Below are 22,990 nucleotides of genomic sequence, written 5' to 3' on the forward strand. Positions count from 1 at the left end.
TCGAAGGGGGAGCGGGAGAGATGAGCGTCCTGACGCCGAGACGGCGCTGGAAGGGGTCCAGCAAACCCCAGCGCACCGAGCTGTACCTCCGCTGGTCGCTCTACCTCATCCCGCTGATCCTGCTCCCGATGATCGTGCTGGCCATCGCCGCCCCCACCGGCCGGGAGGACACCCGCGGCAGCGCCCAGGTCTGCGTGGTCGTCGGCCTGGCCACCACCCTGCTGACCCTGCGGGCCCTGCGCACCTCGCTCGACCACTACCTGAACCGGCCGACCGACCACCTGCGCCGGCTCCTCACCCTCGGCGTCGTGACGATCGCCGGCTCCTGGGCGGTCCTGCTGCTCGGCCCGGCCGACGGCGGACCGGACAGCCCGGGCGCGCCGCCGTTCACCGTCGTGGTCGTCTCCCTCCTGCTGGCCGCCGCCTTCTGCCCGGTGAGCGTCGGCCTGCCGGTGCGCTGGGCTTGCCTCACCGGGGTGACGGCCCAGCTCCTGGTCGCCCCCGCGGCCCTGCTCGCCGGGCTCGACGGCGCGACCACGGCCGGTCTGCTGGTCGGCAACCTGATCGCGTTCACCTTCATCGGGTCCAGCTGCCGCAGCTTCGCCTGGCTGCAGTCCGTGGTCTGGGAGCTGGACGCCGCCCGCGAGGCCCAGTCCAGGCTGGCGGTGGCCGAGGAGCGGCTGCGGTTCTCCCGGGACCTGCACGACGTGATGGGCCGCAACCTCACCACCATCGCGCTGAAGAGCGAACTCGCCGCCCAACTGGCCCGCCGCGGCCGGCCGGAGGCCGCCGACCAGATGGCCGAGGTGCAGCGGATCGCCCAGGAGTCCCAGCGCGAGGTCCGCGACGTCGTCCGCGGCTACCGCACGGCGGACCTGCACGCCGAGGCGATCGGCGCCCGCGCCGTGCTGCGCGCCGCCGACGTGGCCTGCGAGATCGACCTGGGCGAGGAGCCGCACGAACTGCCGCTGCCGGTGCAGTCGGTGCTCGGCTGGGTGATCCGCGAGGCCACCACCAACACGCTGCGCCACAGCGAGGCCGCGCACTGCTCGATCCGGCTGCGCCGCGAGGGCGGCCGGGTGGTGCTGGAGCTGGAGAATGACGGCGTGCCGGCCGTACCGATCCCGTCCCAGGGCAGCGGGACGGGCCTGCACGGGCTGCGCGAGCGCCTCGCCGCCCACGACGGCGAGCTGACCCTCCCGGAGGCCGGGCCGGGCCGGTTCCGGGTGCTCGCCAGCGTCCCGCTCCGGCCCCCGTCCGCCACCGCACCGCTCCCGTCCGGAAGAAGGCCCCGATGACCGAGACCGACCCCGTGCGCGTGCTGCTCGCGGACGACGAGCACCTGATCCGGGGGGCGCTGGCCGCGCTGCTCTCCCTGGAGGACGACATCACCGTGGTCGCCCAGGCCGCCTCCGGCCCGGAGGCGGTGGCGATGGCGCAGGCGCACCGTCCGGACATCGCGGTGCTGGACCTCCAGATGCCCGGGCTGGACGGTATCGAGGTGGCCACCGAACTGCGCCGGCTGCTGCCGGACTGCCGCTCCATGATCGTCACCGGGCACGGCCGACCCGGCTACCTGAAGCGGGCGCTGGAGGTCGGCGTGCGCGGCTTCCTGCCGAAGACCGTCTCGGCGGCGGATCTCGCCGGAATCATCCGCACGGTGCGCGCGGGCGGCCGCTACGTGGACCCGGAGCTGGCGGCGGACGCGATCAGCGCGGGCGAGACCCCGCTGACCCCGCGCGAGACGGACGTCCTCGAACTGGCCGCCGACGGCACCTCGATCGCCGGGATCGCCGAGCGCGCGGCACTCTCCCAGGGCACCGTCCGCAACTACCTCTCCTCGGCCGCCGGCAAGCTGGGCGCCGAGAACCGCCACGCGGCGGTGCGGATCGCGCGCGAGCACGGCTGGATCTGAGGACCCGGCCGTGCCCGCGCGGACAGGTACCCCCTAGGCCCAGGAGGTACTGGTCAGCCGCTCGTAGACCTCGATGTACTTGGCCCTGGTCTGCTCGACGACCTCGGCCGGGAGCTCCGGCGGCGGCAGCTCACTGGCGCGGTCCCAGCCGGAGGCCGGCGAGACCAGCCAGTCGCGGATGAGCTGCTTGTCGAAGGACGGCTGCGAGCGGCCGGGCTGCCAGTCGTCGGCGGGCCAGAAGCGGGAGGAGTCCGGGGTGAGCACCTCGTCGCCGATCACCAGCTCGCCGTCGGCCAGGCCGAACTCGAACTTGGTGTCCGCCAGGATGATGCCGCGCGACCGGGCGATGTCCCGGGCCCGGGCGTAGACGTCCAGGGTGGTGCGGCGCAGCTGGGAGGCGAGTTCCGCGCCGATCCGGCGGGCGGTCTCCTCGTAGGAGACGTTCTCGTCGTGCTCGCCGACGTCGGCCTTGAGGGCGGGGGTGTAGATCGGGGCGGGCAGCTCGGAGCTGTTCACCAGGCCCTCGGGCAGCGCGATGCCGCAGACCGTGCGGTCGGCCTCGTACTCCGTCAGGCCGGAGCCGGCCAGGTAGCCGCGGGCCACGCACTCGACCGGGATCATCTCCAGGCTGCGGCAGACCAGCGTGCGGCCCTTCCAGTCGGCGGGGGCGCCCGCCGGGACCTCGGTGGAGATCACGTGGTTGGGCACGATGTCGGCGATCCGCTCGAACCACCACAGCGAGAGCTGGGTGAGGATGCGGCCCTTGTCGGGGATCTCGTTGGGCAGGACCCAGTCGTGCGCCGACATGCGGTCGCTGGCGACCATCACGAGGTCGCCCGACTCGGCGCGGTAGAGGTCGCGCACCTTGCCGGTGTGCAGGTGGACCAGGCCGGGCACCTGGACCGGCTCGGGCTTGGTGACAAATCCGCTCAAGGTTGTCTCAGTCCTCAGGGGTCGTTCGCGGGCGTGCGGCGCGAAAGGGGAGGTCAGTGGACCCGAGTCTGTCACGAACGCCCGTCGGGGCCCCGGCCGGGCGCCCTCAGGCGTTCTTGCAGAGGCGGTCCAGCAGGTTGGCGGTGGCCCGCTGGATCCGCTCGTCGGTGAGTCCGGGCCGGTCCAGCGCGGGCGACCACGCGAACGTCCCGGCGGCGAAGACGTACGCGCCGCTCGGCGCCCGGTACAGCGAGGTCTCCTGGTACCGGGTGCGGCCGGCGAGGTCCCGGTACGGGGAGTGCGCGAGCAGCACCCGCTCGGTGTGCCGGGGCAGCGCCACCTTGGGGTAGTACCGGTCGGCCTCGCCGGCGACCAGCCCGGGCAGCTCGTCGCCCTCCTGGACGCCGGTGCCGTCCCAGAGCCAGTGCGCGGTGTGCCGGGCGACCAGCGGGACGGGGGAGGCGACCCGGCCGGAGTACTGCAGACCGAGCAGGTGCTGCTCCGGTTCGCCGGCGTCCCGCCAGAGCGCGCTGGCGGCGCCGCCCACCCCGGTGGCCGGGCTGCCGGGCTCGACCTTCTGCCGCTTGCGGCAGTTGAGCAGCCGGTTGGGCTCGCCGGACGGCGCGGGGCTCAGCTCGACCCGCCAGTACATGGTGTTGGCGGAGAGGAAGACCAGCGAGGTGCCGCCGTCGCGGGCCCGCTCGACCGTCCGGCGCATCGGCTCCGACCAGTACTCGTCGTGGCCGGGGAAGACCAGCGCCCGGTGCCGGGCCGGGTCGACCAGGCCGGCGTGCAGGTCGGTGGCGGTGGCGTAGGAGAGGTCGTAGCCGTAGCGCTCGGCCCAGCGGATGAAGTCGTAGGCGTGGCCGACGTGCAGCGGCAGGCCCGCGGTGGCGTGCGGGCGGTCGAAGGAGACGGTGACGGCCGCGTCCCGCTCGCCGACCAGCCGGCCCCGGTCGTCCCAGGCGTGGTACAGGCTGGCGCCGCTGCGGCCGTCCTCGGGGAAGAGGTTGTAGGCCTGCCAGGTCACGTCCGGGATCACCAGGAGCAGCTCGGCGGCGTGTGCCTGGTCCTCGAAGTCCCGCACGGTGAAAGGGATGTGGCTGCGGTGCAGCATGTCCGCGGTGGTCAGGACGGCGACGTAGGCGCCGGGGCGCCAGTGGGTCGGGATCTGCAGCCGCCAGGAGTGCCACCAGTGGTGGCAGGAGACCGTCCGCCCGGCCACCAGCGGGGCCGGCTGGGCCAGTCCGGCGATCAGCGGGCTGGACGTCATGTGGTGGGCACCGTCGCCGCTGTAGTGGCCGATCCGGTAGACGTCGACGGTGAACTCGCGGGGCGGGTTGACGGTGACCCGGAAGTCCACCGAGCCGCCGGGGCGGACCACGCCCGCCGAGGCGAACCCCTTGATCTGCTGCATCACGTCGTTGGCCCCCTGCGGGGTGCCGACCGGCGGCTTCGGTCTGGCACCGCCGGCCAGCGGCTGCTGGCCCGGTGCGTCCACCGAGACGTACCAGGGGACGGCGCCCTCGGCCCCGGCCAGGTACTGGTCCGGGCTGCGGAGCCAGGGCAGCGGGCCCTGGCCGAAGGGGTCGGAGACGCTGTACGCGTGCGTTCCGGACTCCCAGCGGCGGTTGAGTTCCGTCCCCACGCGCCCCTCCCACAAGGTGCACCCTCCGCCGGTCGGCATGTGCCTCCCGGATGTGCGTGCGGTCAAATACACCACAGAGTGCTGGCGCTGCGTCACCCATCGGTAGCAACTGGTGTCCGGGAATCTTCCGGTCCGCCGGTGGAGGGGCTCCGGCCTGCGAAGACCTGCCACCGGGGACCGGCCCGGGGGCGCGAGCCCCGGTACCGAGCGCCCTCCGGGCTCAGAGTCGGACCGGCTTCTCCAGCCGGACGTCGGCGGCGTCCAGCCAGGCCCGCAGCGGGCCGTCCTGGCCCTGCTCGACGGCCTGGGCGATCGGCCCGGCCAGATCGGTGCGGCGCACCCCGCCGATCAGCAGCACCGGCCCGTCCAGCCAGTCCAGGCCCGGGGTGGCCCCGGCGGTGTCGACGGCGGCGCAGCAGACCATCGCGGTGACGTGGTCGACCAGCAGGTCCCGCCCGGTGCGGACGGGTTCGAGCAGCGGGGCGGGCGCCGTGGTCCGGGCCAGCTCGGCGGTGAGCGCGGCCGCCAGCTGCTCGCCGCCGCCCTCGGCGAGCCGGCCGAGCAGCCTGGTCACCGTCGGGGCGCCGGGGCGGGCCTGCGGGGCCAGCCGGTCCAGCGCGGACTGCAGCGCGGTGGCGCGGGCCCGCCAGCCGGCGTCCACCACCTCGGCCGGGTAGTCGGTCCACTCGACCTCGCGCCAGGCGCCGGAGGCGGGGCGGCCGAAGAACAGCTCGGCGGCGAGCAGCGAGACCGCCTCGTCCACCGTGCCGGGCTCCTCCAGCAGGTCGCAGGCGGGGCGGTCGCCGAGGCGGCTGCCGTACCCGTCGGCCAGCCGGTCGCGCCGGGACAGCTCGGTGAGCGCGGCGACCACCCCGGCGTTGAGGTGCGCGGGGTGCCGGCCGAGCCGCCAGGCGGGCAGCGCGACCCGGGTGAGCAGCCGGTCCCAGCCGGCGTAGGCCAGGCCGACCTGCTCCTGGGCGGCGATCCGCAGGCCGTAGTCGACCGCCCGGGCCTGCTCGGAGGCCCAGCCGGCGACGGCCCGCTCCAGCTCGGCGGAGTGCGCCCGGCAGGCGCGGAGCAGTCGGCGGGTGATCCGGTCGGTCAGCGCGGCCGGGCCGCGGCGCCCGCGCGGGGCGGCGGGCGCGGGGGCGCCGACCACGCCGGGCCCGGGGGCGGCGTCCAGGCTGGCGTCCAGACCGCGCAGGAAGCGGCGGGCGGCGGCGATGTCCGGGTCGGCGGCGGCCCCGGTACCGGCCACCACCGGGGCGAGCAGGGCCCGCAGCTCGCCGGCCCGCATCCACCAGAGGAACGGCGAGCCGATCACCAGCACCGGCGCGGGCGGGTCCTGCTCGTGGCGCGACGAGTGGCGCGACGAGCGGCCGGTGTCGGCCGGACGGCCCGGCGGGACGTCCTCCAGCCAGCTGTCGCAGTCCGGGGTGAGGGCGATCGCCGAGGGCGCGGGGACCGCCAGCCGGTCGGCCAGCTCGTCGATCAGCCGGTACAGCTCGGGGGCCTGGGCCCGGTCGAGCGGGACGACCGGGGTCTGCGGCGGGACGGCCCTGCGGTGGGCGCGGGCGGCCAGGCCCGCGACCAGCAGGGTGGCGGCGGCCACCGCGCAGACCACCCAGCGGACGGCGTCCCAGGCGGCGGCGTCGGCGGAGCCTGGCGCACCGAGCCGGCCGGTGAACCGGCCCGCGAGCAGGACCACCGCCGCGGCGGCGGGCAGTACGGCGGTGGCCAGGGCGATCCCCCGGACCCGCAGGACCGCTTGGGCGTGAGCGCGCGCGGTGTCGACAGCGGCCATACGGTGCGGCACCCCCTTCGGAGCCCTCGGGCACCCGGCGACGGGGCCCTGAGCCGACTCGAAACGATCAGTTCCGACCGGGAATCGGCGGCGTCCGATCCCGGTAGTACATGCTGCGTGGCGCTTCTGACATTCTTGACGCCCTTGTCCGGGTGGGTGTTCCGGATCGCCCCGGTTTCCACTCGTCCCGGTGACGGTGCCCGGATTCCGGACGACCGCGCCGCGCGCCGTGCAATGCGGCCCGGGCGCGCCGGTCCGGCCGGACGCCGTCCAGCATCCCCCCGCGCGACCGCCGCTACCCGGTGCGGCCGCGCACGACGCGGCCCCCGGGACCGCGGACCAGCGCACCATAAGGCCGGGCGGCCGGTTGCGTCAGCCGGATGCGGCCGCTGTCACTCGATGGGCTGGATTCCGGCCGCCGAACGGTGCGGCGGCCCCGGAACCGCTCCCGTGCCACCCGGCCCGGAAACGCCGCGGGGCGCTGCGTCCATGGGGGTTGTTTCCCCTCGGACGCAGCACCCCGGAACGCGGCGAAAAGCCCTGCTACTGGGCGGCCTTGAGCGCGATGTCGGTGCGGTGCTGACCACCCTTGAGGCTGATCCGGTCGACCGCCGCGTACGCCCGGCCGCGCGCCTCGGCGAGGTCGACGCCGGTGGCGGTGACGGAGAGGACCCGGCCACCGGCGCTGAGCACCCGGCCGTCCTCGTCCGCCGCGGTGCCGGCGTGCAGGACGAACGCGGTGCCGTCGGCGGCCTCGGCCTCCGCCAGGCCCTCGATCACGTCGCCGGTGCGCGGTGCCGCCGGGTAGCCCTCGGAGGCGATCACCACGGTGACGGCGGCGCCGTCGTCCCAGCGCAGCGGCTCCAGCTGGTCCAGCGCGCCGGTGGCCGCGCCGTGCAGGACGGCCGCCAGCGGCGTGCGCAGGCGGGCCAGCACGACCTGGGTCTCCGGGTCGCCGAAGCGGGCGTTGAACTCGATCACCCGGGTGCCGCGCGAGGTCAGCGCCAGGCCGGCGTAGAGCAGGCCGGAGAACTCGGTGCCCCGGCGGCGCAGCTCGTCCACGGTGGGCTGCAGGACGGTCTCCAGGACCTCCTCGACCAGGCCCTCGGGCGCCCACGGCAGCGGCGAGTAGGCGCCCATGCCGCCGGTGTTCGGGCCCTCGTCGCCGTCCAGCGCGCGCTTGAAGTCCTGCGCGGGCTGGAGCGGGAGGACGGTGGTGCCGTCGGTGATCGCGAACAGCGAGACCTCGGGGCCGTCCAGGTACTCCTCGATGACCACGCGCTCGCAGGAGGCGGCGTGGGCCAGCGCGGCCTCGCGGTCGGAGGTGACCACGACGCCCTTGCCGGCGGCCAGGCCGTCGTCCTTGACCACGTACGGCGCGCCGAAGGCGTCCAGTGCCTCGGCGGCCTCGGCGGGGGTGGTGCAGAGGTAGGAGCGGGCGGTGGGCACCCCGGCGGCGGCCATGACGTCCTTGGCGAACGCCTTGGAGCCCTCCAGCCGGGCGGCCTCGCCGGACGGACCGAAGACCGGGATGCCGGCCGCGCGCACGGCGTCGGCGACGCCCGCGACGAGCGGGGCCTCCGGGCCGACCACGACCAGGTCGGCGTCGAGCCGCCGGGCGAGCGCAGCGACCTGCGCACCGTCCAGCTGGTCGACGGGGTGGACCGTCGCCACCTGCGCGATCCCGGCGTTACCCGGGGCACAGTGCAGCTCGGTGACGGCGGAATCTTGGGACAGGGAGCGGCACAGGGCGTGTTCGCGGGCGCCGCCGCCGATGACGAGGACCTTCACGGTTGGCAAGGGTAGTCGGTGGCCGGTTCGCGCCGCCCTCCGGTCCCGTCGGAACCTCCAGGCGGAGCCGTCCGTACGCCGCCGGCCTCGGAGGATCATCCAAGCCGGGACGTGGCCGGCGCACCCGGGGTGCCCGGGTCAGGACAGCGGGTCACCGGGGGCTCGCTCGGACGGGTGAAATCTCGCCGACCGCCGCAACCCCCTCACCTCGGCATCCGGGCTCCGAATCCGGTAACGATCATTGGTGAAGCGCCCCCACGGTCAGCCATTTGGCGGTAAGAAGTGCTGATGGACAACCGCCGGCCACCGGCCGGTACGCCGTCCCGGGGCACCCACACTCGCCCGGGGGCGCCGTGTGTTCCGATCCGTCGTCCGGCGTTTCACGGCCCATCAGGTCGATGACTTGTCAGGAGGACGCGTTGGAGGACGCGATGTCAGACCCAGCAGTCCGCCCGCCACAGGGAGCCCCACAGGTGAGCCAGCCGGAAATGCAGCCCGAGGAGAGTGCCTGGGGCAAGGAGATCGGCGAGGAGGACCCGCCCCCCGCCGCAGTCGCGCCCCGGGCCGACACGCGTCGCCGGGCCGATCTGAGCGCCCGCCAGTTCCCCCTCGGGGACTGGGGCGAGCCCGCCGAGCGGCTGGAGGAGCTCTACCGCTGGTCCGAGGAGCGGGCGGTCGAGGCGATCGACTGGTACCGCCGGGACCGGGTCTGGAAGCGCCGCTGGGCACGTCTGCTGAGGTTCGGCACGGCCGGCTTCGTGGTGGGCGGCGTCACCGCGCCGCTGGTGGACCTCACCGGCACCGTCGCGAACGCCACCAGCTGGGGCTACGTCGGCCTGGCGCTCGCCGCGGCCTGCTACGGCGCCGACCGGGCGTTCGGGCTGACCTCTGGCTGGATGCGGGACGTCTCCACCGCGCAGGCGCTGCAACGCCGCCTGGAGGCCTTCCAGTTCGACTGGGCGTCGGAGTGCGTGCGGGAGGTGCTCGGCCCCACCGAGGGCACCGCGGGCGAGGCGGCCGAGCGCTGCCTCGGGGTGCTGCGGCGGTTCTGCGAGGACGTCTCGGACATGGTCCGCACCGAGACCTCGGAGTGGATGCTGGAGTTCCGCGCGGGCATGACCCAGCTGCCCACCCAGGCCTCCGGCAGCTGGGGCGGCCGCAGCGAGTCGGGAATCGGCGCCCAGGTGCGGATCCTGCCCCCGCCGGGCACCCGGCCCACCATGCCGCGCCAGCGGCCGCCGGAGGGCCCGCTGCGGTAGCGGGGACGGCGCGCGGAGGCCTCCGAGCCCCGGACGCTCGCGGACTCGGACGTTCTTCGCGGGCCCGGACGTCGGCGGGCCCGCAGACCGACGGGCCCGCGGAGCCGGGTGGCTCGCGGGCCCGTCGGCTCAGGCGAAGACGATCATCGAGCCCTGGGTGAGGCTGCGGGTGGCCGCCGCGTACAGGCCCGCCCAGGCGTGCCGCTCCCGGGCGAAGGGGTGCAGGTCGTCCAGCGGCGGGCCGAACGGCTGCTCCAGGCCGGTCGGGCCGAGCGGCCGGGTCGGGTCCGGCGGGTCGGCCGGGTCGATGTCCAGCGCCGGGGCGATGGCCTGGAGTTCGCGCAGCAGCCCGTGGCTGGAGCCCAGCGGACCGCCGGAGGCGAGCAGCGCGTCGTCCACCAGCGGAGCCGCGAACTCGATCGGCACGTAGGCCCCGGCGTGGTCGAAGTGCCAGACCAGGTGCGAGTGTTCCGCGCTGCTCTCGAACATCTCCAGCAGCTGCTCGTAGTCGCCGCCGAGCGCGTCCACCGGCGTGATGTCCAGGCCGGTCAGGCCCAGCAGGTAGGCGCGGCGCAGGAAGTGCAGCGAGTCGTAGTCGAAGGCGGCTATCGGCTCGACCGCCCCGCTTATCCCCGGGACGAACTGGTAGACCGGCACCTCGGGCAGCCCGTGCGCGGTCAACACGGCGTTGTACAGCGCGAGATCGTCCCGGAAGGGGTTGTCGGGGCTGTGGCTCAGCACGTCCACGAGCGGGACGAGCCAGAGGTCGCAGGCCATGGGCCGGCTCTTCCTCTCCGGGCGGCGGAGTCGCCCGCGCGAGCGGGTGACGGATGGGCGGGTCGGGGTCCGGACGGTCGGTACGGGGACCGCCCGGGGCGACGACCGCCCACCCTACCGGCCCGGCGCGCGGTGCGGGCCGGGCCGCCCCTCGGACAGTTGGCCGGCCGACGGGTCGGCCGGCCGGCGGCCGAAGCGCCCGTACGGCACCGAACGCGGCTGCGGCACCAGGCCGAGGCCCAGCCCCAGCTCGCGGCCGAGCTCCCGGCCCAGCTCCCGTTCGCGGCCGCGGCCGCCCTCCGCCGCCCGCTGCGGCTCCGGCCTGCGGCCCGCCTCCGGACCCGCCGACACCGGCGAAGGGACCGAAGGGACGGAAGGAACGGAAGACCTGCCGGCCGGCACCGGTGAGGGAGCGGGTCCGGACGGCCCCGGCCCACCCGACCGGGCGGCCGGCGGCGCGGCCACCGGCGCCGCGTCGAGCCCGGCGGTCAGCAGCGGCAGCACCCCCACCGACTCCTCCGACTCCCCGGTCAGCCCGGCCAGCGCCCGCACGGTGAACAGGTTGTACTCGCAGACGATCCGGTGCGCGCCCGCGAGGTCCTCCCGCTCGATCGCCTCGACCAGCTCGACGTGGCGGTCCCAGCAGAACCCGCCCAGCGTCGGCATCGCCCGCAGGTACGGCGCGGCGAACATCCAGGACTGCACCCGGAGCCAGTCCAGGTAGTCCCCGATCCGGCGGTTGCCGAGCAGTCCGGCGACCTCCTGCCAGAACCGGCGGTCGCAGCCCACCATGACGTCCAGGTTGCCCGCCCGGACCGCACCGACCGCCGCGTCCGCCCGGCGGCGCAGCGAGGGCAGCCGGGCGGCGTCCGGCGTCGCCGGGCGGACCGCGAGCTGGCGGAAGCAGCTGTCGGTGAGCAGCACCCGGGACTCGAAGATCTCCAGGAAGTCGGCCCAGCCGAACTCGGGCACCGTGAAGCCGCGGTGGTGCTCGGCCCGGAGCAGCCCCTGCGCGCCGAGGTCCACCAGCGCCTCGCGGGCCGGGGTCGCGGAGACGCCGTACAGCTCGGCGATCTCCTTGACGGTGAAGTTGCGGCCGGCCGCCAGCCGGCCGGCCATCATCTCCTCGCGCAGCGCGCCGGCGATCTGCTCGCGCAGGCTGTTGCGCTGGATCACGGTGCTGGTGTCGCCTGCGCCGGTGCCGTACATGCGCGCGACCTCCTCGGGCAGGCTCGACGGTCTGCCTCGGGACAGGCCGGCTGAAGAACGGCGGGTAACACGACGAAGGCTCATCTTCTCAAAAATGCCGCCGCCCCGTACAAGCCTCCCGTATGCCCCGGAAAGCCCCGCTCACCCGGCCGGGGGCGTCACCGCTGGACGGGGGCCGGGATGCCCAGCAACCGGTCCCGGTGGACCGGGAACTCGGCGCGGGCCTTGCCCACCTCCGCGGGGTCGAAGTCCACGGTCAGCACCTCCTCGCCGGCGCCCGCCTCGGCCAGCACCCGGCCCCACGGGTCCACCACGATGCTGTGGCCGGCCTGCTCGACCCCGCCGTGCGTCCCGGCGGTGTTGCAGGCCAGGACGTAGGCCTGCTCCTCGACCGCGCGGGCCCGGCTCAGCAGCGTCCAGTGCTCGCGCCGCCGCGCCGGCCAGGCCGCCGGCACCACCATCAGCTGGGCGCCCGCGTCCAGCAGCGCCCGGAACAGCTCGGGGAACCGCAGGTCGTAGCAGGTCGCCAGGCCGAGCGTGGCGAAGTCGGTGGCGGCGGTGACGATCTCCTGCCCGGCGCCCATCACCACCGCCTCGCCGCTGTCGAAGCCGAAGCGGTGGATCTTGCGGTAGGTGTGCACCAGCTCGCCGTCCGGGGCGAACAGCAGCGAGGTGTTGTAGATCGGCCCGTCCGGGTCGCGCTCGACGATCGACCCGGCGTGCAGCCAGACCCCGGCCGCCTTCGCGGCGGCGGCCATCGCGTCCGAGGTGGGCCCGTCCAGCGCCTCGGCGCCGTCCGACCAGAGGTCGTACGCGAAACCGCCCAGCGCCCACAGCTCCGGCAGGACCACCAGGTCGGCCCCCTGCTGGGCACGGACCAGGGCCGCCGCGCGGGCCCGCCGCTCGGCGGGCGGCTCGGCGTCGGAGACCGCGAGTTGGATCAATGAAGCGCGCACAGTACCACCGTCCACGGCAAGAGTCCTACGATCGTCACTCGAAAGCGCTGCCCTGTTCTCACCCGGCAGCGTAACGTGCGGTTAGCGTGTGCGCCCGGAAGCCGGACTTTCCCGTCCGACCCGAAAACAGGGCGCGCGTGGCAAGGCAGCTGACGGAGGGCCGGAGATTCCCGTGACGGACAACCAGACCGTGCAGGCTTACACCGAGGCGTGGACGCAGTCCATCGAATCGATATCGGAGCTGGTGGCCCCTCTCCCGGAGGGCTCCTGGAACCGGGCCACCGAGTGCCCCGGCTGGTCGGTCCGGGACATCGTCTCGCACGTCATCGCCGTCGAGTCCGAGCTGCTCGGCGACCCGCGCCCGATCCACTCGCTCCCCCGCGACCTGCGCCACGTCACCACCGAGTTCGCCCGCTACATCGAGCTGCCGGTCGACAAGCGCCGCTGCCACACCGCGCTGGAGATGACCGGCGAGCTGGAGTACACGATCATCCGCCGCTCCCGGGCGCTGCGCAACGCCCGGCAGACCCCGTCCGAGCCGGTCCGCTTCCCGGGCGGCCCGCTCAGCCGCGACCTGCCGTACCACGAGCTGCTGCGCCACCGGGCCTTCGACGTCTGGGTGCACGAGCAGGACCTCCGCCGGGCCCTCGCGGTGCCGGGCAACCTGGCCTCCCCGGCCGCGCTGCTCGCCCGGGACGTGCTGCTGGAGTCGCTGCCCAAGGCCGTCGCCCACCGGGCCGGCGCCCCGGCCGGGACGGCCCTGGTGCTGGACGTCACCGGCCCGGTCGAGTTCCTGCGCACCGTCCGGGTCGACGCCGCCGGCCGCGGCACGGTCGACGAGTCGATCAGCCTCGCCCCCGACGTACAGCTCACGATGGACTGGGAGACGTACGCCCGGCTCGCCTGCGGCCGCGGCCGCCCGGGCCCGGTCACCGTCGAGGGCGACCAGGAGCTGGCCTCGCGGGTGCTGGCCAACTTCGCCGTCACGGTCTGACGACCCGGCGCGGCCCGCACGGCCCCGGCCGCGCGGGCCGTGCCGAACGGCCGGCCGGCTGTCGGAGGCGGGCCGTCAGACGCCCGCCGCCGCGCCCCGCTCCCGCTCGGCGACCTTGCGCCGCAGCCGCAGGATCATCAGGGTGCCCGCCGCGAGCGGCACGTAGAGCCAGCAGAAGGCCCAGCGGAAGGCGTCGGCGGAGTAGCCGCCGGTGCCGGCCGGGGTGAGGGCGTCCAGGAGGACGCCGATGCCGAACAGGGTGATCATCGTGCCGATGAAGCCGCCCATGTTGACGATCCCGGAGGCGGTGCCGAGCCGCTCCACGGGGTTGCGCGCACGGGCGTAGTCCAGACCGACCAGCGAGGCCGGGCCGTTGCTGCCCATCACCAGGATGATCCCGACCAGCAGCCAGAGCGGCGGGTGCCCGCCCGGCCAGGCCAGCACCAGCGCCCAGCCGAGCGCGGTGGCGGCGATCACGGTGAGCACGATCGGCATCCGGGCCCGGGCGGTGCGCGAGAGCACCCGGCCGAAGAGGAGGCCGAAGGACATGTTGGCGAGCACCAGCAGGGTCAGCAGCCCGCCCGCCGCGGTGCGCGACATGCCCTGGGCCTCCACCAGGTAGGGCATCCCCCAGAGCAGGCCGAAGGCGTTGCCGGGGAACTGGGTGGTGAAGTGCACCCAGAGGCCGAGCCTGGTGCCGGGCTCCGACCACGCCAGCCGGACCTGCCGGCCCACGCCCGGCCGGAGCGGCGCGCCCCCCGGCCCGGCGGCCGCGGCCCGCTGCGGCGCGCCCGCCGGAGCCTCCCGCAGGAAGAGCGCGACCAGCGCGAACACCGCCACTCCGAGCAGCGCGATCGCGGTGAAGGTCGGGGTCCAGCCCTCCCGGTGCAGGGCGTCGGCGAGGACGACGGTGGTGACCAGGTTCCCGCCCATCCCGGCGAGACCGGTCAGCTGGGCGACGAACGGGTTCTTCGCGGCCGGGAACCAGCGCGCGGCGATCCGCAGCACGCTGATGAAGGTCATCGCGTCACCGCAGCCGAGCACCGCCCGGGAGGCCAGCGCCGGCCCGAAGGAGGAGGAGAACGCGAAGGCGAGCTGCCCGGCGCTCAGCAGCAGGACGCCGAGCAGCAGCACCCGGCGCGGGCCGAACCGGTCGACCAGCAGGCCGACCGGTATCTGCATCGCCGCGTAGACCAGCACCTGGAGGATCGAGAAGGTGGAGAGCGCGGAGGCGCCGATCGCGAAGCGGTCGGCGGCGTCCAGCCCGGCCACCCCGAGACTGGTCCGGTGGATCACCGCGAGGACGTACACGCTGACGCCGATGGACCAGGCCAGCCAGGCGGCCCGGCCACCGGGCGGCGCCGGGATCCCGGTGGCCGGGGGCACGAGGGCCGCCGGGGGCACGGGGGCCGCCGGGGGCGTCGGCCCGGCGGCGGCCGGGGGAGCGGGAACGGACAGGGGGCGGGCTGAACTGGCGGGCTCCACGGACATAGTGTCCCCAGATTAGTCATCCCATCATTCGACCCTCGGTCCGGGGCGGGGCGGGCCCGGCTCAGCCGGTGACCGTCCAGGAGACCGTCCTGGTCATGTAGCGGTCGCGGAAGGCCTCGTCCCGGACCCAGTCGGTGGTGTCCCGGACGGTGGCCGTGACGGTGGCGCTCTGCCCCGGGGACAGGTTCAGCGCGGCGGTGTCCAGCCAGCTGCGGTCCGGCGCCTGCGGCTCCACCGCGGCGCCGTCCACCTTCCAGTCCACCTGCAGCGCGCGGGTCCCGACCAGCGGCAGCGGCCGGACCTCCAGCCGGGGGCGGCCGGTCACCTCGCCCGGGGCGGGCACGGGTGTGTCGGTCGGCCGGATCCGGCGGTAGATCTCCTCGATGATCGCCTCCCGCGAGGGCAGGTTGTAGGCCCCGCCGAGGGTGCGCATCACCGAGTCCTGGGTGGGCCGGTAGATCCCGTTGGCGCTGCGGTAGGCGCCGATCGTGCCGCCGCCGTCCGGGGACTCCGCGCCCAGCCAGCGCCACCACTTGGTCTGCTTGCGGCGCATGTCGTCGGCGTTCTCGGTGGCGAGGTTGGGGTAGTCGGCGTCGTCCGGCGCGCTGTCGTACTCGTCACCGAGGTCGCCCACGGTGTGCCCTATCTCGTGCTGGATGATCCGCCCCGCGTCCGGGCTGCCGCCGGCCAGGGTGGTCACCCCGGTGCCGCCGGCACCCCCGTACTCGCTGGAGTTGGCCAGCGCGATCAGGTACTGCGGGCCGTCGCCCTCGCCGGCGTAGCGCGCGGTGGCGGCCTCGTCGGCGCAGAGCAGCCGGGCGGTGCCCTCGCACCAGAAGTGCATGCCGAGCGGGGTCCCGGGGTTTCGGCCCCGGCTCTCGGTCTCGGCGATGCCGGAGTCCGCCGAGACGACCTCGACCCGCCTTATGTTGAAGAACCCCTGGTAGCTGCGGAACGGCTCGATCTCCATCAGCGCCCGCCAGGCCCGGTCGGCCTGGGCGCGGAAGAGCTCCTGCTCGTCCGCGCTGTAGCCGTCGCCGAGCAGCACCAGCGTGATCCGGTTCGCCGGGTCCCCGGTCCGCCTTATGTCGACGGTCGGGGCGGCGCCGGCCGCGCGGAGGTCGGCCCGCTGGGCGGTGTGCGGCGGCACCGCCCGGTCGGCGGGGGCACCCGGCCCGATCACCCCGAAGGGCGAGGGGCCGGCCAGCTCCAGGGCGGCGGGCAGTACGGCGGTGGACACCAGCACGAGCGCGGCCAGACTCCGGACGAGCCGGCCAGGGTTGCCAGGCGGCATACGGGTGCGTCCTCGGGGATCCGGTCACCCGGCGTCGCCCGGGTGGTGGACGCGAAGACGTACCCGGACCGGCGTGTCACCCTCACCGTCCGGCGAAAATGTCACCGCCCTGGCCGAACGACCCGGATCACCCCAGTCATACCTATGAGTCCGATCAGGTGGATGATCCGGATGGCCCGTGACCCACCAGCGCCGCCTCCGGCGGAGCCGGCCCACCCCGTGGCCCCCGGCCGAGCACACCACCGGCCGAGCACTCCACCGGGCGAGCACTCCACCGGGCGAGCACTCCACCGGCCGAGCACACCACCGGCCTGGGGCGCCCCGGCCGCGCAACGCCTCAGCCGCGCCGCTTCGGCCCCGCCCGGAGCACCAGATGGGTGCCCAGCCCGAGCAGCAGCCCCCAGAACGCCGAGCCGATGCCGAGCAGGCTCATCCCGGAGGCCGAGGCCAGGAAGGTCACCACCGCCGCGTCCCGCCCGCCCTCGTCGGCGACGGCCGCGGCCAGGCTCCCCTGGAGCGAGGCCAGCAGGGCGACCCCGGCGATCACCGCGATCAGCTCCTTCGGCAGACCGGTGAACAGGCTCACCAGCAGCCCACCGAAACTGCCCACCAGCACGTAGAGCAGACCCGCCGACATTCCGGCGACGTAGCGGCGCCGCGGATCGGGGTGGCTCTCCGGCCCGGCGCAGATCGCCGCGGTGATCGCGGCCAGGTTCACCCCGGGCGAGCCGAACGGCGCCAGCAGGACGGAGACCCCGCCGGTGGCCCCGATCAGCAGCCGGTCGTCCGGCTGGTAGCCGAAGGCCCGCATCACGCCCAGCCCGGGGGCGTTCTGCGAGGCCAGCGCCACGATGGTGAGCGGCAGCGCCAGCCCCACCATGGCCGGCCCGGAGAAGGCCGGCACGGTGAACACCGGCACGGTCGGCCCGCCGGACCCGAGGCGCACCGGCAGCCCGACGGTGACCGCCGCCAGCACCCCGCCGGCCAGCAGCGCGACCGGTACGGCGTACCGCGGCGCCAGCCGCTTCGCCAGCAGGAAGGCCGCGAAGCTGCCGAGCACCAGGGCGGGCGCGCCGTGGACGGCGCCGAAGATGCCGGCGCCGAAGGAGAACAGGATGCCCGCCAGCATCGCGTTGACGATCCCGGCCGGGATCGCGGCGATCAGCCGGCCGAACAGCCCGGTGACACCGAACAGGGTCACCAGCACCCCGCTCACCAGGAAGGCGCCGACCGCCTCCCGGTAGGGGTACGCGCCGAGGCTGGTGACCAGCAGCGCGGCGCCCGGCGTGGACCAGGCGGTGATCACCGGCGTCCTGGTCCACCAGCTGAGCAGCAGACCGGGCAGCCCGCTGCCGATGGCCACCGCCCAGATCCAGGAGGCCGTGTGCGCCTCGTCCAGCCGCCCGGCCGACGCCGCCGCGAGCACCACCACCAGCGGGCCGGAGAACGACACCGCGATGCACACCAGCCCGGCCAGGAGGGCGGGGAGGGAGACGTCCCGCCGCAGCGAGCGGCGCTCCTCGGGGTCGGTCCGACTGTCCGCCGAACGGGTTATCAGCTCCTCTGCCATGGCGGCAGTATCGCGGAGCGGGCACCGGCGGCGGGCCTTTCGAAGAATCCCGGAGGACTTCCGGATCCACCCGCAACCTCCGGCGGGGCCGCGCGTCCTTGGAAGTGGAGGGCTGGAGAGCGAGCCGGGAAGCGCCGGGGGGCGCTACCGGCCGACGGGGGCAGGACCGGCCACCTCCACCCACCATCGGCTTCATGACTGCGGGGAGTCACGTCGTGCGCATGCCTGTTTTCTCCACTTCTGCGAAGAACGCCCGCCCGCGCTCCACCCGCCGCCGGCTCGCGACCGTCGCCGTCGCCGTCGTCCTGGCCGGCTCCGTGCACCTGCTCGCCCCCGACACCGCCTCGGCCCACGGGCCCGGCCCCGGCACGTCGGCCGTCCGGCAGGTGTCCGGACCGCCCGCCCCGGCGGCGACCCTCGGCGCTCCGGGGGCCGCCGTCGGCGCGCCCGCCTTCGGCCCCACCGCCGGCGGGCCGACCGGCATGCCGGAGCAGGCCCCGACCGGCACCGCCGTCGGGATCCTGACGGCCGGTCTCGGCGCCGTGCTGCTCGTGCTCGGCCTGGGCGTCCGGTACGCCGGGCGCCGGCTGCGCGCCACGCGCTAAGGGCTCGTCCGGAGTCCGGAGTCCGGAGTCCGGAAAGGCCGAAGGGCCCTGCTCCGCACTGTCGTGCGGAGCAGGGCCCTCCTCGGTCCGGCCGGTCAGCCCCAGGTGATCAGGCGCTTGGGGTACTCCAGCAGCGCGGCGACGTCGGCCAGCACCCTGGAGCCCAGCTCGCCGTCCACCAGGCGGTGGTCGAAGGAGAGGGCCAGCGTGGTGACCTGGCGCGGCACCACCTTGCCCTTGTGCACCCACGGCAGCTCCCGGACCGCGCCGAAGGCGAGGATCGCGGCCTCGCCCGGGTTGAGGATCGGGGTGCCGGTGTCGACGCCGAAGACGCCGACGTTGGTGATGGTGACGGTGCCGCCCTGCATGTCGTTCGGCGAGGTCTTGCCCAGCCGGGCGGTGTCGATCAGCTCGCCGAGCGCGGCCGCCAGACCGGACAGCGTGCGGCCGCCCGCGTCCTTGATGTTGGGGACGATCAGGCCGCGCGGGGTGGCCGCGGCGATGCCGAGGTTCACCTGGCCCCTGATGACGATCTCCTGGGCCGCCTCGTCCCACTGGGCGTTGATCTCGGGGTGCCGCTTGATCGCGGTCAGCAGCGCCTTGGCGACCAGCAGCAGCGGGCTGACCCGGATGTCCCGGCCCAGCTCGCCGCTCTCCTTGAGCCGGCGGACGAACTTCATCGTGCGGGTGACGTCGACCTGGACGAACTCGGTGACGTGCGGGGCGGTGAAGGCCGAGGCCACCATCGCCTGCGCGGTCGCCTTGCGGACGCCCTTGATCGGCACCCGGACGTCCCCGGTGCCGGCGGTCGCCACGACCACCGGCTCCACCGGTGCCACCGCGGCCGGCTCGGCCGGCTCGGCCGGGGGCGCCGCGACGGCGGCCGCCGCGGCGGCGTGCGCGTGCACGTCCTCGCGGGTGACCACGCCGTCCGGGCCGGTCGGTGTGACGGCCCGCAGGTCGACGCCGAGGTCCTTGGCGAGCTTGCGCACCGGCGGCTTGGCCAACGGCCGGTCACCGGTGGGCTGGGCCGGTACCACCGGCGCGGCAGCCACCGGCGCGGCGGCCACCGGGGCCGGCGCGGGAGCGGCCGGAGCCGGAGCCGGGGCGACCACGGTGGTCGTGGTGGTCCGGCGGGCCCGGCGCTGGGTACCGCCGGTCCGCGGACCGTAGCCGACCAGCACCTCGCGCCGGGCCGGCTCGGCCTCGGCGGGAGCGGCCACCGGGGCGACCGGTGCGGCCGCGGCCGGAGCGGCGGCGCCCGCCTCCCCCGCCACCGCGACCGAGATGATCACGGTGCCGACGTCGACCGTCGCGCCCTCGGGGAAGAACAGCCGCTCCACCACCCCGTTGAACGGGATCGGCAGCTCCACGGCGGCCTTGGCGGTCTCCACCTCGCAGACGACCTGGCCGTCCGTCACGGTGTCACCGGGCTTCACGGACCAGCTGAGGATCTCGGCCTCGGTGAGGCCCTCGCCCACGTCGGGCATCTTGAACTCGCGGAGCGAGCGAACTTCGGTGGTCATCTTCGCTCCCCGGTTCAGTACGCGAGCGCGCGGTCGACGGCGTCGAGCACGCGGTCCAGGTCCGGCAGGAAGGCTTCCTCGACCCGGGACGGCGGGTACGGCGCGTGGTAGCCGCCGACCCGCAGGATCGGCGCCTCCAGGTGGTAGAAGCACCGCTCCGTCAGCCGGGCGGCCAGCTCGGCGCCCATGCCCAGGAAGACCGGCGCCTCGTGCACCACGATGCCGCGGCCGGTCCGCTTGACCGACTCCTCCAGAGCGGCGAAGTCCACCGGGGAGAGCGAGCGCAGGTCGACGACCTCCAGCCGGCGGCCGTCCTCCTCGGCGGCCGCGGCGGCCTCCAGGCAGACCTTGACCATCGGGCCGTAGGCGATCAGCGTCGCGTCCGTGCCGGGGCGCACGATCCGGGCGTCGTACAGGCCCAGGTCGGCGGCGTCGCCGACCTCGCCCTTGTCCCAGTAGCGGCGCTTGGGCTCCAGGAAGATCACCGGGTCGTCCGACTCGATGGCCTGGCGCAGCATCCAGTGCGCGTCGTGCGCGCTGGACGGCGAGACCACCCGCAGACCGGCGGTGTGCGCGAAGTACGCCTCGTGCGACTCGCTGTGGTGCTCGACCGCGCCGATGCCGCCCGCGTACGGGATGCGGATGGTGACCGGCATCTTGACGTGCCCGAGCGCGCGGGCGTGCATCTTGGCCAGCTGGGAGACGATCTGGTCGAAGGCCGGGTAGACGAACCCGTCGAACTGGATCTCCACCACCGGGCGGTAGCCGCGCAGCGCGAGGCCGATCGCGGTGCCGACGATGCCGGACTCGGCGAGCGGGGAGTCGATCACCCGGCTGTCGCCGAAGTCCTTCTGCAGGCCGTCGGTGATCCGGAAGACGCCACCGAGCTTGCCGATGTCCTCGCCCATCAGGAGCGTCTTCGGGTCGTTCTCCAGCGACTTGCGCAGCGCCTCGTTGAGCGCCTTCGCGATGCTGAGCTGAGCGGCCATCAGAGGTTCTCCCCCGCCTCGAAGGAGGCCGCGTACTCGACGTACTCGGCCCGTTCCTCATCGACCAGTGTGTGCGGCTCGGCGTAGACGTGGTCGAAGATCAGGGTCGGGTCCGGGTCCGGCATGGTGCGCACGCCCTCGCGCACCCGCAGCCCCAGCTGCTCGCTCTCGGCCTCGATCGAGGCGAAGAACTCCTCCTCGGCCAGGCCCTCCTTCTCCAGGAGCGCCCGGAGCCGGGTGATCGGGTCCTTGGCCTTCCAGGCCTCGGTCTCCTCGGAGGGGCGGTAGCGGGTGGGGTCGTCGGAGGTGGTGTGCGCGCCCATCCGGTAGGTGAACGCCTCGATCAGCACCGGACCGTTGCCGCTGCGGGCGTGGTCGAGCGCCCAGCGGGTGACCGCCAGGCAGGCCAGCACGTCGTTGCCGTCGACCCGGACGCCGGGGAAGCCGAAGCCGGAGGCGCGGCGGTACAGCGGGATCTTGGTCTGGGTGGTGGTGGGCTCGGAGATCGCCCACTGGTTGTTCTGGCAGAAGAAGACCACCGGGGCGTTGTAGACCGAGGCGAAGGTGAAGGCCTCGTTGACGTCGCCCTGGCTGGAGGCGCCGTCGCCGAAGTAGGCGATCACCGCGTCGTCCGCGCCGTCCTTGGTGATGCCCATCGCGTAGCCGGTGGCGTGCAGGGTCTGCGCGCCGATCACGATGGTGTACAGGTGGAAGTTCTTCTCGTTCGGGTCCCAGCCGCCGTGGTTCACGCCGCGGAACATGCCGAGCAGGTTCAGCGGGTCCACGTCGCGGCACCAGGCCACGCCGTGCTCGCGGTAGGTGGGGAAGGCGTAGTCACCGGTGCGCATGGCCCGCCCGGAGCCGACCTGGGCGGCCTCCTGGCCGAGCAGCGAGGCCCACAGGCCCAGCTCGCCCTGGCGCTGCAGCGCGGTGGCCTCGGCGTCGAACCGGCGCACCAGCACCAGGTCGCGGTAGAGGGCGCGCAGCTCGTCCGGGGTGGTGGTGAGCGGGTAGTCCGGGTGCTCGATCCGCTCGCCTTCCGGGGTGAGCAGCTGTACGAGCTCCGGCTGGGCGTCCGTACCCGTGGCGCGGAGGGTGTCAGGGACGCCGGGGGCCGCCTTCTTGCGGGCCCTCGCCGTGCTTTTGACGGTCACGTTCACTCCTCGGTCTGTCCGGCCGCCCGGGGTCGCCGGTGACCGGTCCGGTCACCGCCTCGCGGGGCGCGCGTGGGTGTGCGCACCGGCTGCAAGGCAGGTGGTGATCCTGTTCCGACGGCGTCCCTCACGAGAACGTTACCCAGCGGCAGCCCTTGGCGCGCTTGCGCTAGGACGTCCTACTTGTTCAGGGCCTACAACTGCGGGTGTGGCGCAGCTCTCAATTCGGTCGCCTTCAGGACACCTGCGCACGTTATCCGGGCGGAGCCCCGTTCGTAAGGGGGTTACCGGCATCGCTTTCGACTGATCTGGCCGGATAGCGTTCCGGGGGCGGTGCGGGCAATAGGTCGCTCCTGCGGCGATATGGGAGGCTTTACACGTGGCTGATAACGGACAGATCAGGGTATTTCTGCTCGACGATCACGAGGTGGTCCGGCGGGGCGTTCACGATCTCCTCTCGGTCGAGGACGACATCGAGGTGGTCGGCGAGGCCGGGACGGCCGCCGAGGCGATCACCCGGATCACCGCCGTGCACCCCGACGTCGCGGTCCTCGACGTCCGGCTGCCGGACGGGAACGGCGTCGAGGTCTGCCGGGAGGTCCGCTCCCGGCTGCCGGCGATCAAGTGCCTGATGCTGACCTCGTTCTCGGACGACGAGGCGCTGTTCGACTCGATCATGGCGGGCGCCTCCGGCTACGTCCTGAAGGCGATCCGCGGCACCGACCTGATCACCGCCGTCCGGGACGTCGCGGCCGGCAAGTCGCTGCTCGACCCGGTGGCCACCAGCCGGGTGCTGGCCCGGCTGCGCGACGGCGGCGAGAAGGAGGACGAGCGACTGTCCCAGCTCACCAAGCAGGAGCGGCGGATCCTCGATCTGATCGGCGAGGGGATGACCAACCGTCAGATCGGCAACGAGCTGCACCTGGCCGAGAAAACGGTCAAGAACTACGTCTCCAGTCTGCTCGCCAAGATGGGCATGGAGCGGCGCACCCAGGCAGCCGCCTTCGTGGCACGGCACCAGGCCGACCAGCAGCACTGAGAGCACCGGGAATCACAGTTCTGACGGTTTGTCAAG

The 22,990-nt window shown here is 74.4% G+C and carries 19 protein-coding genes; 6 read left to right on the plus strand and 13 right to left on the minus strand.

Annotation, left to right across the window (positions count from 1 at the left end; translation table 11 throughout):
• Positions 1-20: 20 nt before the first annotated feature.
• Entirely contained in the window at positions 21-1,298 is a 1,278-nt protein-coding gene (locus ACIF6L_RS03820; protein ID WP_396486050.1) for a sensor histidine kinase, read from the plus strand.
• On the plus strand, positions 1,295-1,915 hold the full coding sequence (locus ACIF6L_RS03825; RefSeq protein WP_329488741.1) for a response regulator transcription factor: 621 nt from the start codon (positions 1,295-1,297) through the stop codon (positions 1,913-1,915). Before ACIF6L_RS03820 ends, ACIF6L_RS03825 begins: the two co-directional genes overlap by 4 nt.
• A 33-nt stretch (positions 1,916-1,948) precedes the next feature.
• Here the strand turns inward: ACIF6L_RS03825 and ACIF6L_RS03830 are convergent, their stop codons facing one another.
• From ACIF6L_RS03830 to purD, 4 genes are all read right to left on the minus strand, one after another.
• Positions 1,949-2,848 carry a phosphoribosylaminoimidazolesuccinocarboxamide synthase gene (locus tag ACIF6L_RS03830; RefSeq protein ID WP_329488742.1) on the minus strand — a complete coding sequence of 300 codons (900 nt, stop codon included), beginning with the start codon at positions 2,846-2,848 and terminating at the stop codon, positions 1,949-1,951.
• Between the two features lie 106 nt (positions 2,849-2,954).
• Positions 2,955-4,496 (minus strand): N,N-dimethylformamidase beta subunit family domain-containing protein, encoded by a 1,542-nt coding sequence (locus tag ACIF6L_RS03835; RefSeq protein ID WP_396486051.1) that lies wholly within the window; start codon positions 4,494-4,496, stop codon positions 2,955-2,957.
• Positions 4,497-4,716: 220 nt separating this feature from the next.
• Positions 4,717-6,300, minus strand: a complete 1,584-nt coding sequence (locus tag ACIF6L_RS03840) for a hypothetical protein (protein WP_396486052.1) — start codon at positions 6,298-6,300, stop codon at positions 4,717-4,719.
• A 543-nt stretch (positions 6,301-6,843) separates the two neighbouring features.
• On the minus strand, positions 6,844-8,091 hold the full coding sequence (gene purD / locus ACIF6L_RS03845) for a phosphoribosylamine--glycine ligase (RefSeq protein WP_329488745.1): 1,248 nt from the start codon (positions 8,089-8,091) through the stop codon (positions 6,844-6,846).
• Positions 8,092-8,564: 473 nt separating this feature from the next.
• On the opposite strand from purD, the gene ACIF6L_RS03850 reads away from it, so the two are divergent.
• A complete protein-coding gene (locus ACIF6L_RS03850; RefSeq protein ID WP_380388881.1) occupies positions 8,565-9,350 on the plus strand; it encodes an SLATT domain-containing protein in 786 nt (261 codons plus the stop codon).
• Between the two features lie 129 nt (positions 9,351-9,479).
• Here the strand turns inward: ACIF6L_RS03850 and ACIF6L_RS03855 are convergent, their stop codons facing one another.
• From ACIF6L_RS03855 to ACIF6L_RS03865, 3 genes are all read right to left on the minus strand, one after another.
• Positions 9,480-10,127, minus strand: coding sequence for a hypothetical protein (locus ACIF6L_RS03855; protein ID WP_329488746.1), 648 nt, complete (start codon positions 10,125-10,127; stop codon positions 9,480-9,482).
• A gap of 114 nt (positions 10,128-10,241) precedes the next feature.
• On the minus strand, positions 10,242-11,336 hold the full coding sequence (locus ACIF6L_RS03860) for a GntR family transcriptional regulator (protein WP_359808959.1): 1,095 nt from the start codon (positions 11,334-11,336) through the stop codon (positions 10,242-10,244).
• A gap of 158 nt (positions 11,337-11,494) precedes the next feature.
• Positions 11,495-12,292, minus strand: a complete 798-nt coding sequence (locus ACIF6L_RS03865) for a carbon-nitrogen family hydrolase (RefSeq protein WP_329488748.1) — start codon at positions 12,290-12,292, stop codon at positions 11,495-11,497.
• A 172-nt stretch (positions 12,293-12,464) separates the two neighbouring features.
• On the opposite strand from ACIF6L_RS03865, the gene ACIF6L_RS03870 reads away from it, so the two are divergent.
• Complete coding sequence (locus ACIF6L_RS03870) at positions 12,465-13,286, plus strand: maleylpyruvate isomerase family mycothiol-dependent enzyme (protein WP_359808961.1); 822 nt, start codon at positions 12,465-12,467, stop codon at positions 13,284-13,286.
• 75 nt (positions 13,287-13,361) lie between these two features.
• On the opposite strand, the gene ACIF6L_RS03875 is transcribed toward ACIF6L_RS03870, so the two are convergent.
• The 3 genes from ACIF6L_RS03875 to ACIF6L_RS03885 form a co-directional block, all read right to left on the minus strand.
• Complete coding sequence (locus tag ACIF6L_RS03875; RefSeq protein ID WP_396486053.1) at positions 13,362-14,777, minus strand: nitrate/nitrite transporter; 1,416 nt, start codon at positions 14,775-14,777, stop codon at positions 13,362-13,364.
• Between the two features lie 61 nt (positions 14,778-14,838).
• Positions 14,839-16,071 (minus strand): M64 family metallopeptidase, encoded by a 1,233-nt coding sequence (locus ACIF6L_RS03880; protein ID WP_359808963.1) that lies wholly within the window; start codon positions 16,069-16,071, stop codon positions 14,839-14,841.
• Positions 16,072-16,408: 337 nt separating this feature from the next.
• On the minus strand, positions 16,409-17,641 hold the full coding sequence (locus ACIF6L_RS03885; RefSeq protein WP_396486054.1) for a benzoate/H(+) symporter BenE family transporter: 1,233 nt from the start codon (positions 17,639-17,641) through the stop codon (positions 16,409-16,411).
• Between the two features lie 215 nt (positions 17,642-17,856).
• Between ACIF6L_RS03885 and ACIF6L_RS03890 the strand changes: the two genes are divergently transcribed.
• A complete protein-coding gene (locus ACIF6L_RS03890) occupies positions 17,857-18,246 on the plus strand; it encodes a hypothetical protein (protein ID WP_359838600.1) in 390 nt (129 codons plus the stop codon).
• A 95-nt stretch (positions 18,247-18,341) separates the two neighbouring features.
• Here ACIF6L_RS03890 and ACIF6L_RS03895 read toward each other — a convergent pair whose 3' ends face one another.
• Genes ACIF6L_RS03895 through pdhA form a run of 3 tightly spaced genes read right to left on the minus strand, consistent with a single transcriptional unit; the run spans position 18,342 to position 21,915 of the window.
• On the minus strand, positions 18,342-19,772 hold the full coding sequence (locus ACIF6L_RS03895; RefSeq protein WP_396486055.1) for a dihydrolipoamide acetyltransferase family protein: 1,431 nt from the start codon (positions 19,770-19,772) through the stop codon (positions 18,342-18,344).
• 14 nt (positions 19,773-19,786) lie between these two features.
• The gene (locus tag ACIF6L_RS03900; protein ID WP_329488754.1) at positions 19,787-20,761 is read right to left on the minus strand and encodes an alpha-ketoacid dehydrogenase subunit beta; all 975 of its coding nucleotides are present in this window, start codon (positions 20,759-20,761) and stop codon (positions 19,787-19,789) included.
• On the minus strand, positions 20,761-21,915 hold the full coding sequence (pdhA, locus tag ACIF6L_RS03905; protein WP_380388867.1) for a pyruvate dehydrogenase (acetyl-transferring) E1 component subunit alpha: 1,155 nt from the start codon (positions 21,913-21,915) through the stop codon (positions 20,761-20,763). The genes ACIF6L_RS03900 and pdhA overlap by 1 nt, the downstream gene beginning before the upstream one ends.
• A gap of 379 nt (positions 21,916-22,294) precedes the next feature.
• Between pdhA and ACIF6L_RS03910 the strand changes: the two genes are divergently transcribed.
• Entirely contained in the window at positions 22,295-22,954 is a 660-nt protein-coding gene (locus tag ACIF6L_RS03910; protein WP_396486056.1) for a response regulator, read from the plus strand.
• Positions 22,955-22,990: the final 36 nt, after the last annotated feature.

This window comes from Kitasatospora sp. NPDC086009 (assembly GCF_044540385.1).
In the GTDB taxonomy this organism is placed as follows: Bacteria; Actinomycetota; Actinomycetes; order Streptomycetales; family Streptomycetaceae; genus Kitasatospora.

Bases quoted from the DNA above. Each gene is read 5' to 3' on its own strand.
- ACIF6L_RS03820 (WP_396486050.1), top strand. From the start codon at position 21: ATGAGCGTCCTGACGCCGAGACGGCGCTGGAAGGGGTCCAGCAAACCC.
- ACIF6L_RS03825 (WP_329488741.1), top strand. From the start codon at position 1,295: ATGACCGAGACCGACCCCGTGCGCGTGCTGCTCGCGGACGACGAGCAC.
- ACIF6L_RS03840 (WP_396486052.1), bottom strand. From the start codon at position 6,300: ATGGCCGCTGTCGACACCGCGCGCGCTCACGCCCAAGCGGTCCTGCGG.
- ACIF6L_RS03855 (WP_329488746.1), bottom strand. From the start codon at position 10,127: ATGGCCTGCGACCTCTGGCTCGTCCCGCTCGTGGACGTGCTGAGCCAC.
- ACIF6L_RS03860 (WP_359808959.1), bottom strand. From the start codon at position 11,336: ATGTACGGCACCGGCGCAGGCGACACCAGCACCGTGATCCAGCGCAAC.
- ACIF6L_RS03875 (WP_396486053.1), bottom strand. From the start codon at position 14,777: ATGTCCGTGGAGCCCGCCAGTTCAGCCCGCCCCCTGTCCGTTCCCGCT.
- ACIF6L_RS03880 (WP_359808963.1), bottom strand. From the start codon at position 16,071: ATGCCGCCTGGCAACCCTGGCCGGCTCGTCCGGAGTCTGGCCGCGCTC.
- ACIF6L_RS03885 (WP_396486054.1), bottom strand. From the start codon at position 17,641: ATGGCAGAGGAGCTGATAACCCGTTCGGCGGACAGTCGGACCGACCCC.
- ACIF6L_RS03895 (WP_396486055.1), bottom strand. From the start codon at position 19,772: ATGACCACCGAAGTTCGCTCGCTCCGCGAGTTCAAGATGCCCGACGTG.
- ACIF6L_RS03900 (WP_329488754.1), bottom strand. From the start codon at position 20,761: ATGGCCGCTCAGCTCAGCATCGCGAAGGCGCTCAACGAGGCGCTGCGC.